This window comes from Nonomuraea pusilla, assembly GCF_900109355.1.
In the GTDB taxonomy this organism is placed as follows: Bacteria; Actinomycetota; Actinomycetes; order Streptosporangiales; family Streptosporangiaceae; genus Nonomuraea; species Nonomuraea pusilla.
The window spans coordinates 1-17766 of the sequence record NZ_FOBF01000028.1 but is presented as its reverse complement, the minus strand read 5'-3'; the positions used below and the strand labels follow the sequence as shown (position 1 = coordinate 17766).

The 17766-nt window shown below is 75.0% G+C and carries 15 protein-coding genes; 2 read left to right on the top strand and 13 right to left on the bottom strand.

The features are described 5' to 3' along the window. Position 1: 1 nt before the first annotated feature. Positions 2 to 2344, top strand: coding sequence for a DUF2264 domain-containing protein (locus BMX74_RS46410; protein ID WP_218154194.1), 2343 nt, complete (start codon positions 2 to 4; stop codon positions 2342 to 2344). 516 nt (positions 2345 to 2860) lie between these two features. On the opposite strand, the gene BMX74_RS38275 is transcribed toward BMX74_RS46410, so the two are convergent. Then, entirely contained in the window at positions 2861 to 4594 is a 1734-nt protein-coding gene (locus tag BMX74_RS38275; RefSeq protein ID WP_091105347.1) for a glycoside hydrolase family 35 protein, read from the bottom strand. 270 nt (positions 4595 to 4864) lie between these two features. On the opposite strand from BMX74_RS38275, the gene nadE reads away from it, so the two are divergent. After that, entirely contained in the window at positions 4865 to 5677 is an 813-nt protein-coding gene (gene nadE, locus BMX74_RS38270) for an ammonia-dependent NAD(+) synthetase (RefSeq protein ID WP_177227675.1), read from the top strand. Positions 5678 to 5689: 12 nt separating this feature from the next. Here nadE and BMX74_RS38265 read toward each other — a convergent pair whose 3' ends face one another. The 12 genes from BMX74_RS38265 to BMX74_RS38210 all read right to left on the bottom strand — a co-directional run. Beyond that, positions 5690 to 6067 carry an ASCH domain-containing protein gene (locus BMX74_RS38265; RefSeq protein WP_201784399.1) on the bottom strand — a complete coding sequence of 126 codons (378 nt, stop codon included), beginning with the start codon at positions 6065 to 6067 and terminating at the stop codon, positions 5690 to 5692. Between the two features lie 39 nt (positions 6068 to 6106). Next, complete coding sequence (locus BMX74_RS38260) at positions 6107 to 7798, bottom strand: dipeptide ABC transporter ATP-binding protein (RefSeq protein ID WP_177227667.1); 1692 nt, start codon at positions 7796 to 7798, stop codon at positions 6107 to 6109. Further along, positions 7795 to 8589: an ABC transporter permease gene (locus tag BMX74_RS38255; RefSeq protein WP_091105344.1), complete on the bottom strand. Its 795-nt coding sequence runs from the start codon at positions 8587 to 8589 to the stop codon at positions 7795 to 7797. The genes BMX74_RS38260 and BMX74_RS38255 overlap by 4 nt, the downstream gene beginning before the upstream one ends. A gap of 4 nt (positions 8590 to 8593) precedes the next feature. Then, entirely contained in the window at positions 8594 to 9565 is a 972-nt protein-coding gene (locus tag BMX74_RS38250; protein WP_055501175.1) for an ABC transporter permease, read from the bottom strand. Further along, a complete protein-coding gene (locus BMX74_RS38245) occupies positions 9562 to 11175 on the bottom strand; it encodes an ABC transporter substrate-binding protein (RefSeq protein WP_177227666.1) in 1614 nt (537 codons plus the stop codon). The genes BMX74_RS38250 and BMX74_RS38245 overlap by 4 nt, the downstream gene beginning before the upstream one ends. Then, the gene (locus BMX74_RS38240) at positions 11172 to 12329 is read right to left on the bottom strand and encodes an LLM class flavin-dependent oxidoreductase (RefSeq protein WP_091105342.1); all 1158 of its coding nucleotides are present in this window, start codon (positions 12327 to 12329) and stop codon (positions 11172 to 11174) included. The genes BMX74_RS38245 and BMX74_RS38240 overlap by 4 nt, the downstream gene beginning before the upstream one ends. Positions 12330 to 12361: 32 nt before the next feature. Beyond that, positions 12362 to 13393 (bottom strand): LLM class flavin-dependent oxidoreductase, encoded by a 1032-nt coding sequence (locus tag BMX74_RS38235; RefSeq protein ID WP_055501172.1) that lies wholly within the window; start codon positions 13391 to 13393, stop codon positions 12362 to 12364. Beyond that, complete coding sequence (locus tag BMX74_RS38230; RefSeq protein WP_091105340.1) at positions 13390 to 14556, bottom strand: LLM class flavin-dependent oxidoreductase; 1167 nt, start codon at positions 14554 to 14556, stop codon at positions 13390 to 13392. The genes BMX74_RS38235 and BMX74_RS38230 overlap by 4 nt, the downstream gene beginning before the upstream one ends. Continuing rightward, positions 14553 to 15881 (bottom strand): NtaA/DmoA family FMN-dependent monooxygenase, encoded by a 1329-nt coding sequence (locus tag BMX74_RS38225; protein ID WP_091105338.1) that lies wholly within the window; start codon positions 15879 to 15881, stop codon positions 14553 to 14555. Before BMX74_RS38225 ends, BMX74_RS38230 begins: the two co-directional genes overlap by 4 nt. A gap of 10 nt (positions 15882 to 15891) precedes the next feature. Then, the gene (locus BMX74_RS38220; RefSeq protein WP_055501169.1) at positions 15892 to 16398 is read right to left on the bottom strand and encodes a flavin reductase family protein; all 507 of its coding nucleotides are present in this window, start codon (positions 16396 to 16398) and stop codon (positions 15892 to 15894) included. Then, positions 16395 to 16922, bottom strand: a complete 528-nt coding sequence (locus BMX74_RS38215) for an NADPH-dependent FMN reductase (protein WP_055501168.1) — start codon at positions 16920 to 16922, stop codon at positions 16395 to 16397. Before BMX74_RS38215 ends, BMX74_RS38220 begins: the two co-directional genes overlap by 4 nt. Before the next feature lie 406 nt (positions 16923 to 17328). After that, positions 17329 to 17766: hypothetical protein (locus BMX74_RS38210; protein ID WP_091105336.1), on the bottom strand; the 438-nt coding region annotated here is incomplete at its 5' end.

Below are 17766 nucleotides of genomic sequence, written 5' to 3'. Positions count from 1 at the left end.
CATGTTTCCGCTCCCGACGGACGATCGAACGCTCAGCCCGTACACCGGCTGGACCCGTGCCCACTGGGAGGCGGTGGCCGACGGGTTGCTCGCCGCGGTGCAACCGTACCGCTCCGCCGACAGCGCCTTGATCACTTTGCCGGGCCGGGAGAGCTGGTCGCGCTGCGACGGGCTGGAGGGGTACGCGCGCACGTTCCTCCTCGCGGCCTTCCGCGTCGCCGGGGGCGGCCCCGCCGCGCTGCTGGCCCCGTACGAGGAGGGGCTGGAGGCGGGCCCCGAGGTGTGGCCCCGCATCGGCGACCGCACGCAGCCCATGGTCGAGGCCGCCTCGATCGCCCTGTCGCTCTGGCTCACCCGCGACCGCCTCTGGGACCGGCTGCCCGCGCGGACGCGCGAACGCGTCGCCGGCTACCTGTCGGACGCTCTGCGGCACGAACCGGTCGACAACAACTGGTGGCTGTTCCCGGCCGTGGTGGGCGGCTTCCTGACCGCGGCGGGCCTGGACGCACAGCCGCCCGGCCCGGTACCGGACGGCCGGGTGCCAGACGGCCCGATGCCGGACGGCCGGGTGCCGGACGGCGCGGCCACCACGAACGGCCCGGAGGTGGCGGCGGCGGAGGCCGCCGTGACGCGCGACCCGGCCATCGCAGCGGCCGAGGCCACCGTCACACGCGGCCCGGCCATGGCAGCGGCGGAGGCCGCCGTGACACGCGACCCGGCCATGGCAGCGGCGGGGGCCGCCGTCACGCGCGGCCCGGATGTGGGGGCGGCGGAGGCGGCCGTCAGGCGGGGGCTCGACCGCATCGAGGGCTGGTACGTCGGCGACGGCTGGTACTCCGACGGCGACAACCGCTCCTTCGACCACTACAACGGCTGGGCCATGCACCTCTACCCCGCCCTGCTCGGCCACCTGTCGGGCACCGTCGATCCCCGCCACCGCGAGCGGCTGCGCACGTTCCTGGCCGGCTACTCCCTGGCCTTCGACAGCGGGGGCGGCATGCTGTACCACGGCCGCTCGGTCACCTACCGCTTCGCGTCCGCGGCCTCCCTGTTCGCCGGAGCCCTGATCGACGCCACCCCGCTCACACCCGGCCAGACGCGCCGCGTCGCGTCCGGCCTCCTGCGCCACTTCCTGGAGCACCGGGCACTGTCACCTGAAGGGCTGCTCACCCTCGGCTGGTACGGCCCCCACGAGCCGTCCCTGCAGGACTACTCGGGGTCCGCCTCGCCGTACTGGGCCTCCAAGGCGTTCCTCGGCCTGCTGCTGCCGCCCGACCATCCGGTGTGGACCGCCGTCGAGGAGCCAGGACCGGAGGGAACCGTCGCGCTGCCCGGTCCCGGCCTGATCCTCGGCAACGGCGGCGGCGTGGCCCGGCTGCTCAACCACGGCAGCCGGCACCACGCCGGCGACCCCCTCTACGACCGGTACGCCTACTCCAGCAGGACCGGGCCCACCGTGAACGTGCCGGACAACCACGTGGGCCTCGTCCTGGACGACGGCACGGTCACGCCGCGCGGCCCGCTCACGCCGAGGGGCGCCGGGACCTCGGGCGGGACGGCGTGGGCGGCGTCGGCGGGCGACGGGATGGAGAGCCTGAGCGTGCTGCGCGGCCAGGTGGAACTGCGCGTCCACCGGGTGCCGCGCGGCGCGGCGGTCCGCCAGACCGGCTGGGCCCTGACGCACACGACCGCTTCGACCACCCAGGCCCCCTTGACGGTCACCCTGCGAGCGACGAACGCCCCGGCCGACGAGCCAGACGCCGTTCTCGCCGACGGGCCCGTCGACAGGCATGGCACCCTTCTCGACGACGCACCCGTCGACAGGCATGGCACCCTTCTCGACGACGCACCCCTCGACGGGCCTGGCGACGGGCTCGACCGCGCGCCCGGCCACGGGCTCGGCCCCGCGCCCCGCGATCGGCTCAACCCTGCGCTCGGCGACGGGCTCAACGGCGGCCAGACCGGCGAGCGGCCCGGCGGGCGATGTGACGGCGCGCTCGACGGCGGGAGCGGTGGGCGGACCGACGGCGGGCTCCCCGGCGGGAGGGGTGGGCGGACCGGCGGCGGGTTGGTCTCGTTCCTCGCGGCCGTTCACGGTTACTCGCGCGCCTTCGTCGCCGAGGAGGCCGAGGGCACGGCGTTCGGCCGTCCGGCCCTGGTGCCGGTGCTGGAGGGGATCGCGGAGGACGGCTGGGTGGCGTGCGTCGCCGTCCTGACCGGGGAGGAGGACGCGTCGCACGGCCCCGCGCCGCTGCCCGCCGTGGAGGCCGCCGGGGAGACGTTCACGATCACCTGGCCCGACGGCCTCACGCAGACCTTCACCCTCCCGGCCCCACCCGCCTGACCACCTCACACACCCAAAGCTGGCAGGGCCGCCCACCTGCCCGCCCCGGCCCGCCCAAGGCCCCGGCCCGCCTCGCCACACCCCGGCACGCCCCGGTCCGTCACGGCGGGCAGGGGAAGGGCGGCGGGTCAGGGCGGTCTGAGGCACGGGCGGCAGAAGGGCGAACGTGGCGGCAGGGCGACGGCCTTCCCGACGGCGGGCAGGGCCGGCAGGTGGGAGGCAGTCGAGCGGGCATGGCGCCGGACCCGGCGGATGAAGGGACGGGCGCCGCACCGGGCCGGGGGATGAAGGGACGGGCGCCGCACCGGGGTCGGCGGATCAGGGGCCGGGCGGGCGCCGCGTCGGGCTCGGCGGATGAAGGGGTGGGCGGGCACAGTGCCCGGCTCGGCGGATCAGGGGTCAGGCGGACGCGCGCTGGACCCGGGAGACGAAGGGTCGGGCGGGCACGGCGCCCGGCCCGGCGGAGGGTCGGGTGGGCGCCGTGCCGGGCACGGCGGATCAGGGGGCGGGCGGGGGTTAGGTGCCGAGGTCGGGGGTCTCGCGCAGTTCCAGGGCGGAGCCGGCGCGGTCGAGTTCCAGGTGGACGATCTCGTTGGTGCCCGCCCTCAGCAGCGGGGCGGGCACGTAGAGGGTCCGCTGCGGCCCCCTGTCCCAGTAGCGTCCGAGCAGGACGCCGTTGATCCAGACGTACCCCTTGCCCCATCCCGGCAGCGCCAGGAACGTGTCCGCCGGCTCGGCCACCTCCAGGGTGGTGAGGAAGAACGCGGGCGGCTCCCCCGCCGTCCCCGGCTCGAAGGTCAGCCCCGAGACGTCCTCCAGCGGGAGCGCCCGGACCGCGTACCCGTGCAGGTACTGCAGGCGGTGCAGGACGCCGCCGAGGAGCCCCTTGCGCTCGCCGAGCAGCGGCCCGTAGTTGGTGCGTCCCATCGACTCCACCAGCACCTCGACCGTGGCGAACCCGCCCGCGACCGGCTGCGGACGGTCGTCGGCGTCGCGCTCGACCACGGCGGCGAGCCGCCCGTCGACGTACACGTGGGCGCGGTCGCGCACCTCACGCAGGGTCAGCGGGTGCGGCTCGCGCGGCCCTGGAACGGTGGTGCGGTAGAGGACGAGCCCGTGCTCCAGTCCCAGTTCCTCAAACGTGGGCGGAACGGGCGAGACCACCTCGGGCCGCGCGAGGACGTCCATGGCCTGCCGCAGCGGGACGGTCCCGGCCGGGTGCAGCGTCGCGGGCGGCAGCAGGGGCGGCGTCTCGGGAACGTCGGGCAGGTCCTCGGTGTAGCGGGACAGCACCTCGCGGAACAGCCAGAACTTCTCGGTGGGCGCGCCGCGCTCGTCGATGGGGGCGTCGTAGTCGTACGAGGTCACGGTGGGCCGCCAGGCGCCGTCGGGCTGGTCGCCGGCGCGGTTGGCGCCCGCCCGTGTCCCTGGGTTGCTGCCGCCGTGCGCCATGTAGATGTTGACCGACGCCCCGGCGGCGAGGATGCGCTCCAGGGTGTCGGCGGCGTCGCGCGGGTCGCGGGTGACGTGCTGCTGCCCCCAGTGGTCGAACCAGCCGCACCAGAACTCCATGCAGAACAGCGGGTCGTCGGGGCGGTGGGCGCGCAGCGCGGCGAACGCCTGCTCCGGCTCGGAGCCGAAGTTGACCGTGGCCAGCACGCCGGGGATCGTCCCGCCGGTCAGGTAGTGGTCGGCGGCGCCGTCGGAGGTGAACAGCGGCACCTCGACGCCGCGCGCGACCAGGCCGTCGGCGAGGTGCCGCAGGTAGGCGTGGTCGGTGCCGTAGGAGCCGTACTCGTTCTCCACCTGCACCATGATCACGTTCCCGCCGCGGGTGATCTGCCGCTCGGTCACCGGCGGCAGGACCTGGTCGAGGTAGCGGTCGACGTGCGCGAGGTACTCGGGGTCGCTGGTGCGCGGTCGGCCGGTCAGCCAGGCGGGCAGGCCGCCGTTGTCCCACTCGGCGCAGATGTACGGGCCGGGCCGCACGATCGCGAGCAGCCCCTCGGCCGCGGCCGCGTCCAGGAAGGCGCCCAGTTCCTCCAACCGGCGGAACTCCCCCGGGCTGGGCTCGTGCAGGTTCCACGGCACGTACGTCTCGACGGTGTTGAGCCCCATCGCGCGCAGCATCGCGAGCCGGTGCCCCCACTGCTCGGGATGCACGCGGAAGTAGTGCAGGGCGCCGGACAGCACCCTGAACTCGGCGCCGTCGAGGCGGAATGAGCCGTCGTCGATGGAAAACACGCGCACGGAACGCCCCTTTTGTGATTGCCAGTGCCTGATCGGCGAACCTTGGAAAGCGCTTTCTCAGCGAGAGGACCCTAGAGTGCCGCTCCGCGGCCCGTCAATCTCGGCCCGGACCCACCGCCCTCCGTCCCGGGGTGGGCGGCATGTGGTGGTTCGGGGGGCTCCTTTAGAGTGCTTTCGTCCCCCGCGCGCCCGCGCCTTCCGGCTCGGCGGCGCGTGCCGCCCCGTCCCCCGGGGCCCGACCTAGGAGCGAGCGTGACCGACCTGGCGTCCATGTCCCTGCAGCAGGAGATCGCCCGTGATCTCCAGGTGAGCGAGTCCTTCGACGCACGGCAGGAGATCGAGCGCCGGGTGGCCTTCCTCGCCGGCCGGCTGACCTCCGCGGGACTGCGCTCGCTGGTGCTCGGCATCAGCGGAGGCGTCGACTCCACGACCGCGGGCCGGCTGTGCCAGCTCGCCGTGGAGCGGGCCAGGGCCGCCGGGCGGGAGGCGACGTTCGTCGCGATGCGGCTGCCGTACGGCGTCCAGGCCGACGAGCGGGACGCGCGGCTGGCGCTGGAGTTCATCCGGCCCGACCGGGTCCTGACGGTGGACGTGAAGCCGGCCGCCGACGCCGCGATGGAGGCGCTGCTCGCCGGCGGCATGGCGTTCCGCGACGCGCACCAGCAGGACTTCGTGCTCGGCAACATCAAGGCCAGGCAGCGCATGATCGCCCAGTTCGCGGTGGCGGGCGCGGACGACGGCCTGGTGGTGGGCACCGACCACGCCGCCGAGGCGGTCTCGGGCTTCTTCACGAAGTTCGGCGACGGCGCGGCCGACGTGGTGCCGCTCACCGGCCTGACCAAGCGCCGCGTACGGGCCGTGGCGCAGGCGCTGGGGGCGCCGTCGGAGCTGGTCGGCAAGACCCCGACCGCGGACCTGGAGACGCTGAACCCGGGCAGGCCCGACGAGGAGGCACTCGGCGTCACCTACGACGACATCGACGACTTCCTGGAGGGCAAGCCGGTCGGCGACGACGCCTTCGACGCGATCGTCCGCCGCTACCGGCTCACCGAGCACAAGCGGCGGCCGCCGATCGCCCCCTGATCGGGGCGGGCGTCAGCCCTGCTCGACCAGCTTGAACGCGATGCACACGACGGGGGTGTGGTCCTCCACGGGCGTGCCGACGCGGCTCCAGAAGCGGCGGTGGCCGGCGCGCCAGTCGTCGAGGGAGGCGTCGCCCTCGCCCTCGGCCGCCGCGTGCTCCCACGTCACCTCGATGAAGGGCTTCACCTCCACCCCGGTGACCTCCAGCGTGGCGGCGTGGTGGCCCTCGACGTCCAGGAGGGCGATCCGCTCACCGGGGTACTCCAGGCCCTCCGCCTCCTCGGCGTACTCGGCGAGCAGACCCGTCGTCGCGGTCTTCGCCCCGGACAGGACGAGGGCGTTCAGCCTGACCCGCATCTCGTCCGGCGTGCCGAGTTCCATCGCCCGCATCCCGTTGACCCTTGGCCACATCGTCCCGTCGCCCCCGCATCAGCTCGTCCTCGACCGTTCCGGATGATCATACGAGGGTGACGGCGCGGGACGGGACGGCCGGGCGGGCGGCAGCCGGGGCACGGCGGCGACCAGCGCCCGCGTGTACGGGTGGCGCGGGCGCAGGAACACCTCCTCCACGTCGCCCTCCTCGACGGCCTCGCCGTCCTTCATGACCAGGACGCGGTCGCTGACGTGGCGGACCACCCCGAGGTCGTGCGAGATGAACAGCATCGCCAGGCCCCTCTCCGCCTGCAGCTCGGCGAGCAGGTCGAGCACCTGGGCCTGCACGGATACGTCGAGCGCCGAGACGGGCTCGTCGCAGACAAGCACGGCGGGGCGCGGGCCGAGGGCCCTCGCGATGGCGACGCGCTGGCGCTGCCCGCCGGACAGCTCGCGCGGGTGGCGCGCGGCCGTGCCCGGCGGCAGGCCGACGCGTTCCAGCAGGTCGAGCACCCGGGCCCGGCGCTCGCGCCGGGGCAGCCGCAGCGGCTCGGCGACGAGCCTGCCGACGGTGTGACGCGGGTCGAACGAGTCGAGCGGGTTCTGCGACACGAGCTGGATGGACGGCCGCAGGGGGCGGCGGGCGCGTTCCCGCACGCCGCTCCACGGCCGCCCGTGCAGGGTGACCTCGCCGGCGTCGGGGTCGAGCAGGCCGAGGACGAGCCGGGCGAGCGTGGTCTTGCCCGACCCGGACTCGCCGACGACGCCGAGGGTCTCGCCGGGGCGCAGCGCGAAGGAGACGCCGCCGACGGCGCGGCGCGGCCCGTGCGACCTGACCAGGCCGGTGGCGGCGAGCACGGGGACGTCCCCGCCCGGGGGCCGCCGGGGCGGCGGCGGCGGGCCGTCCGACAGCCGCGCGCCCCTGGTCGCGGCCGAGGGCACGGCGGCGAGGAGGGAGCGGGTGTAGGGGTGGGCGGGAGAGGACAGCACGTCCCGGGTGGGCCCCTGCTCGACGACCTGCCCGTCGCGCAGGACGAGGACCCGGTCGGCGACCGACGCGACCACGGCCAGGTCGTGGCTGATGAGCAGCAGCGCGGTGCCCTCCGCCCGGCGCTCGGCGAGCAGGCGCAGGATCCGGGCCTGGACGGTGACGTCGAGCGCGGTGGTGGGCTCGTCGGCGATGATCAGGCGGGGGCCGGCGGCGACGGCGGAGGCGATGAGCACGCGCTGGCGCAGCCCGCCGGACAGCTCGTGGGGCCGCTGCCCGGCGCGCAGCGCGGGCTCGGGCACGCCGGCCGCCGCCAGGAGCTCCAGCACCCGGGCGGCGCGGGCCCGGCGCGGCACCACGCCGTGGACGGACAGCACCTCGCCGATCTCGGCGGCGGCCGTGCGCAGCGGGTCGAGGGAGCCGAGCGCGTCCTGCAGGACGAGCCCGGCGAACGAGCCGCGCAGCCGCCGCCAGTCCGGCTCGCGGAAGGCGAGCGCGTCGCGCCCGGCGACGGAGAACGCGGCGGCGCGCACGGCGGCGCCGGGACCCGCCAGGCCGAGCAGGGACCTCGCGGTGACGCTCTTGCCCGACCCCGACTCGCCGACGAGCGCCACGCACTCCCCCGGCGCGACGGACAGGGAGACACCCCGCACCACCTCGGCCGCGCCGAAGCTCACGCGCAGGTCCTCGACGGCCACGAGCGGCCCGGCGGGCGCTGCGGCGGACGGGCGGGCGTCAGCGGATCCGTGGACGGCGGTCACGGCGTCCTCCCTTCGAAGCGGCGCTGGAGCCCGCGGCCGACGACGGTCAGGCAGGCGACGGTCAGGGTGATCGCGGCGCCGGGGAACAGCGCCTCCCACCAGGCGACCCGCAGGTAGTCACGGGCGCCGGCGAGCATCGCGCCCCACTCGGCCGCGGGCGGCTGCGGCCCCATCCCGAGGAAGCTGAGGCCGGACGAGGCGATCACGGCCGTGCCCAGGCCGATGGTGGCGAGCACCGGGATCGGTCCGAGCACGTTGGGCAGGACGTGCCCGGCCGTGACGGCCCAGCGGGACCGGCCGGACGTCACGGCGTGCTCGACGTAGCCGGCCCGCCTGACGACGAAGGTCTGCGCCCTGACGACCCGCGCGTACGTCGGGATCTGCGCGACCGCGATGGCGGCGATCACGTTGCCCGTGCCGGGCCCGGTGACGGCGACGACGAGCAGGGCGAGCAGCAGCTCGGGCAGGGTGGACAGCACGTCGAACGCGCGGGACAGCGCCTCGTCCAGCCAGGCGGGCGACAGCCCGGCGGCCAGGCCGAGCAGGACGCCCGCGGCGACCGACAGCGCGGTGGCGGCGACGCCGATGCCGAGGGAGTGGCGGGCGCCGTGCACCACTCTCGACAGCACGTCCCGGCCGAGGTGGTCGGAGCCGAACCAGTGGGCGCCGCCGGGCGGCGCGAGCGCGGCCGCCGGGTCGGCCGCGAGCGGGTCGGAGGCGGCCAGCAGCCCTGGCGCGGCCACGGCGACCGCCAGCAGCACGAGGACCGCCCCGGGGAGGACCAGGCGCACCCCCTCACCCCCTCGTCCGCGGGTCGATCACCCGGTAGGCCAGGTCGAGCAGCGTGCTGACGGTGACGTACACGACGGCCGACAGCAGCACCACGGCCATCACGACCGGCATGTCGCGGCCCGTCACGGCCCGCATGGCGACCTGGCCGAGCCCGGGGCGGCCGAACAGCGCCTCGGTGATCACGGCGCCGCCGAGCAGCGTCCCGGTGAACCAGCCCGCCAGCGTCACGGCGGGCAGCAGCGCGTGCCTGAGCGCGTGCCTGGTGACGAGGGCCCGCTCGGTGAGCCCACGCGCCCGCGCGGTGACGGCGAACGGCTGTTCCAGCGCCCGTTCGAGCCCGCCGCGCAGCACCTGCCCGAGGACGCCCGCGATGGGCAGGCCCAGCGCGAGCGCGGGCAGCACGAGCGCCCGCGCCCCTTCGGCGCCGGAGACGGGGAACCAGCCGAGCGTGAACGAGAACACGGCGAGCAGCACGATCCCGATGAGGAACGGCGGCACCGACACCGACGCCAGTTCGGCGGCCGAGGCCGCGCCGCGCGCCAGGCGGCCCCTGCCCGCCGTGGCCGTCGCGATGACGCAGGCCAGGGTCACGCCGACGCCGGCCGCGGCGAGCGTGAGCTGCGCGGTGGGGCCGACCTGGCCGGCGAGGACGTCCGCGACTCCCCGCTGGAGCTGGTAGGAGCGGCCGAGGTCGCCGTGGAGCAGCCGCCACAGGTACGACAGGTACTGGACGACCTGCGGCCGGTCGAGCCCCCACTCGGCGACGATCCCGGCCCGGATGCCGGGCGTGTCGGGGCCGTCGCCGACGAGGATGTCCACGGTGTCGCCGGGGGCGAGCAGCAGCGCCACGTACGCGGTGGTGGCGGCGGCCCACAGCACGGCGGCGGCGGCCAGTGTCCGCCTGGCGGCGAACCGGGCCCACGCGGGCAGGACGGCCGCCCGGCCGGGGGCGGCGGCGAGCCCCGCGCCGGTCATGTCCCCACCCGGACGTCGTAGGCGCCGCGCGGCGTGCCGGTGACCGGGTCGAACCCGAGCCCCTGCACACTCCTGCGGGCGGCGATCTGGTCGCCGGGCACGTAGATCGGGAACACGAGGGCCTGCTCCTCGACCGCCTTCCGCTGCACCTCGGCGTAGAGCCGGCGGCGCTCGGCCGGGTCGGAGGTCGCGGACGCGGCGGCGAGCCACCCGTCCAGCTCCGGATCGGAGTACCTGGTGCGGTTGATCGCGCCGTCGCCCCGCAGGATCAGGTTGAGCGCGGCGCCCGCGTCGGAGTCGCCGCGGGAGTTCTCGAAGATCTCGTACTGGTCGTCGTCCGCGGCCTGCTGGGCGGCGCCCTGGTCGACGATCCTGATCTGGAGGTCGATGCCGGCGCTCTGCTTGACCTGGGCCTGGACGGCCTGGGCGAGGACGTCGCGGCGGTCCCTGACGAACGGGGCGGACGACACGCTGCGCACGGTGAGCCGCCTGCCGTCCTTGACCCGGTAGCCCTCGGCGTCGCGCTGCCTCCACCCGGCCGCGTCGAGGAGGGCGCCGGCCTCGGCGGCGTTCCCGCCGTAGCGGCCCTCCAGCCCGGCGTCGTAGAACGGGCTGCTCCTGGCGACCACGCTCCACGCCCTGGTGGCGGTGCCCCGGTAGACGGACGCGAGCACCGCGTCGAGGTCCACGGCCTCGCGGAAGGCCCTGCGCACGCGGACGTCGTCGAAGGGCGGGTGCGAGGTGTTGAAGTAGTACGAGAACGAGGTGCCGGAGTTGAGCGCCCTCAGGAAGGTCAGGCCGGGGTCCTTCTCGACGAGGGCGACCTCGGTGGCCGGGACGCCCTCGATGACCTGCACCTGGCCGGAGGTGAGCGCGCCGACCCTGACGGCCGCCTCGGGCAGGAACCGGTAGGTGATCTCGGACAGGTGGGCGGGGCCCTGGTGCCCCGCTCCCGGCGGCGCCCAGCGGTAGGCGGGGTTACGGTGGTAGTGCAACTCCTGGCCCTGGACGTACCTGTCGAGGATGAACGGCCCGGTCCCGGCCAGCTCGGTGCCGCCGAACTTGAGGTCCTTGGCGGCGCGCAGCGAGGCGGGCGAGACCTGCCCGGCGTACGGGGAGGACAGGAAGTCGAGGAACAGCGCGTCCGGCCGCTTCAGCGTGATCCTCAACCTGGTCGGCGACAGCACCTCCGCCCGGGAGAACGAGCCGAGCTGGATCGCGGCCACGGCCGGGTTGTAGCCCGGCTTGAGCAGCTGGTCGAGGTTGGCCTTGACGGCGGCGGCGTCGAACCTGGTGCCGTCGTGGAAGGTCACGTCGTCGCGCAGCTCGAAGGTGTAGGCGCGCCCGTCGTCCGACACCTTCCACGACCTCGCCAGCCACGGCTGGAACGAGCCGTCGGCGCCGCGCGAGACGAGCGCGTCGAACTGGTTGAACACAAGCAGCCTGACCTTGTTCTGCGCCCACAGGTGCGGGTTCAGCGTGACGGGCTGCGTCTCGACGGCCCAGGTCAGCGACGTGGCCCCCGCCTGCGGGGCGGCCTGCGCGCCGCAGCCGACGAGGACGGCCGCCGACAGGACCACGGACGACGCCAGGGCGGCGGCGCGCCTCACGACCGGCCTGCCCAGGCGCGGGCGAGCAGCTCGTACGAGCGCACGCGGTCGGCGTGGCCGTGCGTGACCGTGGTGACGAGCAGCTCGTCGGCCCCGGTGACGCGGCGCAGCGTCTCCAGCCCGTCGGCGACCTCGCGCGGCGAGCCCACGAACCGGGTGTCCAGCCGGTCCCTGACGAGGTCGAGGTCGTCCTGGGTCCACGCGTGCGCGGCGGCCTCCTCGGGGGTGGGGAACGGGGGCGCGCCGGCTCCCGTCCTGATGGAGCGGACCCAGACGCCGTACGGCGCGGCCAGCTCGCGCGCGGTGGCGGCGTCCTCGGCGACGACGACGTCGGCGGAGACGACGACGTACGGCTCGGCGAGCAGGTCGGACGGCTGGAACGCCTCGCGGTAGGCGTCCACGGCCTCCAGCACGGTGGCGGGGCTGACGTGGTAGTTCGCGGCGAACGGCAGCCCCCGCTCGCCGGCGACCCTGGCGCTCTCCCCGCCGCTGCTGCCGAGGATCCACACCTCCAGGCCGGCTCCCTCGCCCGGCACGGCGTGCGCCTCGTGGGTGCCCTTGAGGAAGGCGAGGACGTCGTCCACCTGCTCGGCGAAGGCGGGCGTGACCGCGCCCGGCTGCTGGAGCAGCGCCGCCTGGCGGGCCAGGCGCGGGTCCCTGGCGAGGGCCGTCCAGTCGAACGGGGGCGGGACGAGCAGGCCGTCCACGGTCCTGGCGACGGCCCGCACGGCGACGGCCCGCACGGGGACGGCCGGCACAGGGGCGGCCGGCACAGGGGCGGCCGGCACGGGGGCGGGCGCGCCGGCGGCCAGTTCGGCGCGCCGCTGCCCGGAGCGGCCGATGCCGAGGTCGATCCGGCCGGGGTGCAGCGCGTCGACCAGCCCGAACGACTCGACGACCGACACGGGCGCGCGGTGCCCGAGCTGGACGGCTCCAGAGCCGACCCTGATCCGGCTGGTCGCGGCGGCCAGCAGCGCGACGAGCACGTCGGGCGCGGAGCTCGCCACGCCGGGCGCGAAGTGGTGCTCGGCCACCCAGTAGCGGCGGTAGCCGAGCGCCTCGGCGCGCCTGGCCAGGTCGATGGTGTTGCGCAGGGCGCCGGCCGCGGTGCCGCCCGACGGGATCGGGGCGAGGTCGAGCACGGACAGCGGCACGGAGTGAGGTGCGGAGTGAGGTGCGGGGCGCGTCAAGGGGTGCTCCCGGGGAAGGGCCGGCTCGGGATCTGGGCGCGCAGCGCGGGCGCGATGTCGGACTGGAACAGTTCCAGCGAGGCCCGGTGCCGCTCGGGCGTGAGCCCGTCGGCGTCGGCGGGCAGGTGCATCACCTCGTGCCCGAACCGCTTGTGGTAGCGCAGCACCTTGTCGACGATCTGCTGCGGGCTGCCCACGAGGAGGGAGCTGCGCTCGACGGCGTCCTCCAGGGTGGGGAACACCGGCCGCACGCCCTGGCGGGCCAGGAGGTCGAGCCGGGCCCGGTAGATCGGCCGGTACGTCTCCAGCGCCTCCTGCGAGGTGCGGGCCGCGTAGTAGCCGGCGTGCCCGGCGCCGACGAGCGCGTCCGCCGGGTCGTGCCCGTGGTGGGCCCAGCGCTCCCGGTAGTGGTCGATCAGCTCGGCGTACGGCTCGACGGGGTTGGTGACGTTGGCGCTGAACAGCGGGTCGCCGTGGCGGGCCGCCAGGTCCACGGAGTCCCTGCTGGTGGCGCTGCCGTGCCACACCCTGATGGGCTGCTGCAGCGGGCGCGGCCAGGTCTCGGCGTCGGTGAGCGGCGGGCGGAAGCGGCCCTGCCAGGTGACCTTGTCCTCCCGCCACAACCGGCGGAACAGCTCGTACGCCTCCCTGGCGCGCTCCCACTGGTCCTCGGCGGTGACGTGGAACAGGCGCGCCTGAGCGGCGCCGTTGCCCTTGCCGATGATGAGCTCCAGCCTGCCGCCCGACAGGTGGTCGAGCGTGGAGTAGTCCTCGAAGGCGCGCACCGGGTCGAGCAGGCTGAGCGTGGTCACGGCGGTGAACAGCCTGATCCTGGACGTCCGGGCGGCGATGTGGCTGAGCACGACGGGCGGCGAGGAGGAGATGAACGGCCGCTCGTGCCGCTCCCCCACGCCGAACCCGTCGAAGCCCAGTTCCTCGGCCAGCTCCGCGTGGCGCACGACCTCGCGCAACCGCTCGGTGGCCGGGCCGCCGTGGTGCGTGATCAGGGTGATGAGCAGGACCTTCACCGCACCTCCAGGTGGCCGCTCGCGTACCTGCTCGCGGGGCGGGGCAGGCCCAGCAGCCCGCGCAGGGTCGCCGCCTCGTACCTGGTCCTGAACGCGCCGCGGCGGCGCAGCTCGGCGGTGACGCCGCGGGTGATCTGCTCCAGGTCGTACGGCAGCGCGCCCGGCCTGAGCCTGAACCCCTGGACGCCGGCCCGCCGCCAGTCGAGCAGCAGCTCCGCCAGTTCGGAGGCGGTGCCGGTGAAGATCGCGGCGTCGGAGGCGAGCTCGGCCCCGTCCAGCTCGTCGAGCCGCGCCTTGCGGGCGGCGGCGCCGTCGCCGAGGAAGACGACCAGGTCGGCGAAGATCTTCAGGTCGGCCGAGAGCTCCCTGACCTCCGCCACGACGGCACGGGCCTCGTCGGCCGAGTGCGGCGTGACGAACACGAGGTCGGCGGCGGCGGCCGCGAACTCGTACGGGAGCCTCGAGTGGGCGAGCGCCGCCACCACCGGCTGACCCTGGGGCGGGCGCGGCGTGATCGCCGGGCCCTTCACGGAGAAGAAGCGCCCGGCGAAGTCGATGTGGTGGATCTTGTCGCGGTCGAGGAACCTGCCGGTGGCGAGGTCGCGGATCTCGGCGTCGTCCTCCCAGCTGTCCCAGAGCCGCCTGGCCGCCTCCACCGCGTCGGCGGCCTCCTCGAACAGGGCGCGCGTGTGCGGGTCGTCCGCCCGGTGGACGGGGTCGAGCGGCGGGAACTCCCTGCGGCCGAAGTGGCGGGCCTCGCTGCGTCTGGCCGAGACCTGGGGACGCCAGCCCGCCCTGCCGCCGCTGACGTGGTCGAGCGTGGCGATGCCCATGGCGACGTGGAACGGCTCGGTGTGCGTGGTCGTGGCGGTCGGGATGAGCCCGATCCTGCTGGTCAGCGGGGCGATCCTGGACGCGGTCAGCACGGCGTCGAGCCGTCCGCGCACCTGGTCGGCGCGCTCGTCGGGCCCGTCTGCCCGGGTTGACTGCAGGCCGAAGCCGTCCTCGATGGTGATGAAGTCGAGCAGGCCGTACTCGGACTCCCCGGCCAGCGCCGCCCAGTAGCGGGCGGTGAAGAGCGCGCTCGGCGTGGCGGGCGGCCGCCGCCAGGCGGCCGGGTGCCAGCCCGCGCCGTCCAGGGCGACGGCGAGATGCAGGGTCATGTCAGCTCCAGGTGGTCGTGCAGGGTCTCGCCGCCGTACTCGGAACGGAAGGCGCCGCGCTCCTGCAGCAGCGGCACCACCCGGTCCACGAACTCGTCCAGGCCGCCGGGCGTCAGGTGCGGCACGAGGACGAACCCGTCGGCCGCTCCCGCCTCGACGTGGGCGATCATCTGGCGGGCGACGCTCTCGGGCGTGCCGACGAACGTCTGCCGCCCGGTCACCTCGATCACCAGCTCGCGGATCGTCAGGCCCTTCTCCTCGGCCAGCGCCCGCCAGGCCGCGGCGGTCGCGGCCCGGTCGGCGAGGGGGACGCGGCCCTGTGAGACCTCGCCCGACAGGTCGGGCTCCACGTCGGGCAGCGGGCCCTCCGGGTCGTGGGCCGACATGTCGCGGCCCCACACCTGCTCCAGGAAGGCGATGGCGGTCCGCGGGCCGACCTGCTGCCGGCGGATCTCGGCCGCGCGCTCGGCGGCGTCCTCCTCGGTGTCGCCGAGCGCGTACGTGACCCCCGGCATGATCTTCAGCTGGTGCGGCCGCCTGCCGTGCCTGGCGAGGCGGCGTTTGACGTCGGTCTGGAAGGCCCTGCCCGCCTCCAGCGTGGAGTGGCGGCTGAAGACGACGTCGGCCGTGGCGGCGGCGAACTCCCTGCCCTCGTCCGAGTCGCCCGCCTGGATGATGACCGGCCGGCCCTGCGGGCTGCGCGGCACGGTGAAGCGGCCGGTCACGGTGAAGTGCTCGCCGTGGTGCTCGACGGCGCCGATGCCGCCGTGCCTGACGAAGACGCCCGCCTCCTGGTCGGCGGCGACCGCGTCGGGGCTCCACGAGTCCCACAGCTCGCGCGACAGGCGAACGAACTCGGCGGCCCGCTTGTAGCGGTCGGCCCGGTCGAGGAAGCCGCCGCGGCGGAAGTTCTCACCGGTGAACGCGTCGGAGGTGGTGACGACGTTCCAGGCGGCGCGGCCCTCGCTCAGGTGGTCGAGGGTGGCCAGCCGCCTGGCCAGCTCGTACGGCTCGTTGAAGGTGGTGTTGACGGTGCCGGCCAGGCCGAGCCGCCGCGTGACGGCCGCGAGGGCGCTCAGCACGGTGAGCGACTCGGGCCTGCCGGCGACGTCCAGGTCGTGGACGCGGCCCTTCAGCTCGCGCAGCCGCAGGCCCTCGGCCAGGAAGAAGAAGTCGAACCTGCCGCGCTCGGCCGTCCTGGCCAGGTGGGTGAACGAGGCGAAGTCGATCTGGCTGCCGGAGCGCGGGTCGGACCAGACGGTGGTGTTGTTGACGCCGGGGAAGTGCGCCGCCAGGTGGAGCCTGCGGCGTGGAGTTACGCTCATGGTGCTCCCGTCAGGGATGGGCGGTGAAGCGGCCGAAACGCCCCTGGTGGTAGAGCAGGGGGCGGCCGGGGCGGCCCACGCTCGCCTCGGCGACCAGCCCGACCACCAGCACGTGGTCGCCCACGTCCCGGGTCTCGTACGGCAGGCAGACGAGGTGGGCGGACACGTCCAGCAGCAGCGGCGCGCCGAGGGGGCCGGGACGCCAGCGCGTCGGCTCGGCGAACCTGTCGACGCCCTTGCTCGCGAAGCGGGCGGCGACGTCGGCCTGGTCGCTGCTCAGCACGTTGACGGCGAAGTGGCCGGCGCCGCGCAGCGACGGCCAGGTGGTGGAGGAGCGGTCCACGTAGAAGGAGACGAGCGGCGGGTCGAGGCTGACGGAGGAGAAGGACGTGGCGGTCAGCCCGACGGGGACCCCCTCGCTGCGCGCCGTGATCACGACGACGCCGGCGGCGTGCACGGCCAGCGCGCGGCGGAACCCGTCGCCGTCGACGACGCGGTCGGGAAGCGTGTCGGTCATGCGCGGGCCACCTCCTGCAGCGCGGGCCTGACCTGCGGAAGGACGCGGTCGAACCAGCCGTTCAGCACGTCGGGCAGGCGCGGCAGGTCGGTCTCGAGCAGGGCCAGGCCGGGTGTGACGACGCAGGCGCCCAGCTCGACCAGCAGGGGCCGCAGGTGCACCTCGACGGCGAGGGCGTGCCTCGGGTCGCCCAGGACGAGCAGGGGCAGCGCGACCGTCCCGGCCAGCGCGTTCGGCGGGAGCCGGTCGAGGAACGCCTTGAGCAGGCCGGTGTAGCTGCCCTTGTAGGTGGGGCTGGCCACCAGGAGCACGCTCGCGTCCTCGACCAGTTCGAGCGCCACCTCGACGCCGGGGGACGGAAGGGGCGACAGGATCTGGGGGCCGAGGGCGGACAGGTCCACGAGGTCGATCGGGCCGGGGTGGCCGGCGCGCCGGGTGAGCGCCTCGGCCGCCCCGGTGGCGACGGCGAGCGTCCTGGATCCCCCGCGGGGGTTGCCGACGAGGGCCACGATGCCGCCGCTCATGACTCCGCCCGGGTGTCGTGCGTCAGGTCGTACCGATGGGTTCGTTCGATTGTGATCACGAGTGTCCTCACGAAGATCGTCAGAGGAAGGGGACGAGTGCGTTCGTGATCAACGACATTGCGCGCTGGCGACGTGGCCGTGGTCCACGTGCGGGCGCCGGATCAGGCTCAGACCCTGGCTCATGCCGTGAACCTACGCGCTCACCGCGCGAGAAGTCAACATTCCCTGCAGGTTTACTAGGAAATACCGCCGAGCAGCCAGGACGGCCTCACCCGGACGCCACCCGGCCTGGCGGGAAGGTCAGACGTCGTTCAGGCAGGCGAGGACGCGGCGGTCGGTCGTCACCACGCAGAACGACGCCCGCCCCCGGGGTGTCCGGGGGCGGGCGTCGGGTGCGGCGTGGCGACTACCGCAGGTACGGGTTCCGCTTGACGATCTCCAGGTTGCCCAGGCCGAGGGTGGCTCCGGCGTTGGCCATGGCCAGGCCGACCAGGACGACCGCGTAGACGATGTGCTCGTCCATGAACGGGTTGTTGGCGAGGGGCAGTTCGGCCGCCCACATCAGGGCCAGCATCAGCGGGCCGGCCACCGCGGCGATCCTGGTGCCCACGCCGAGGACGAGGGCGGCGCCGATGCCGAGCAGGCCGAGCATGAACAGCCAGTCCACCCACGCCTGGCCGGCCAGCGCGCTGAAGAAGCCGCCGAGCGCGTTGTCGCCGGTGCCCTTGAGGAAGCCGGTCGTCGGGCTGCCGCCGGCGATCCACGCCTTGTTCGCGGGGGTGGCGAAGCCCCAGCCGAAGGTCTTGTCGAGGAAGGCCCACAGGAAGATCCAGCCGATCGCGAT

Bases quoted from the DNA above. Each gene is read 5' to 3' on its own strand.
- BMX74_RS46410 (WP_218154194.1), top strand. From the start codon at position 2: ATGTTTCCGCTCCCGACGGACGATCGAACGCTCAGCCCGTACACCGGC.
- nadE (WP_177227675.1), top strand. From the start codon at position 4,865: ATGTCCCTGCAGCAGGAGATCGCCCGTGATCTCCAGGTGAGCGAGTCC.
- BMX74_RS38265 (WP_201784399.1), bottom strand. From the start codon at position 6,067: ATGCGGGCGATGGAACTCGGCACGCCGGACGAGATGCGGGTCAGGCTG.
- BMX74_RS38250 (WP_055501175.1), bottom strand. From the start codon at position 9,565: ATGACCGGCGCGGGGCTCGCCGCCGCCCCCGGCCGGGCGGCCGTCCTG.
- BMX74_RS38230 (WP_091105340.1), bottom strand. From the start codon at position 14,556: ATGACCCTGCATCTCGCCGTCGCCCTGGACGGCGCGGGCTGGCACCCG.
- BMX74_RS38225 (WP_091105338.1), bottom strand. From the start codon at position 15,881: ATGAGCGTAACTCCACGCCGCAGGCTCCACCTGGCGGCGCACTTCCCC.
- BMX74_RS38220 (WP_055501169.1), bottom strand. From the start codon at position 16,398: ATGACCGACACGCTTCCCGACCGCGTCGTCGACGGCGACGGGTTCCGC.
- BMX74_RS38215 (WP_055501168.1), bottom strand. From the start codon at position 16,922: ATGAGCGGCGGCATCGTGGCCCTCGTCGGCAACCCCCGCGGGGGATCC.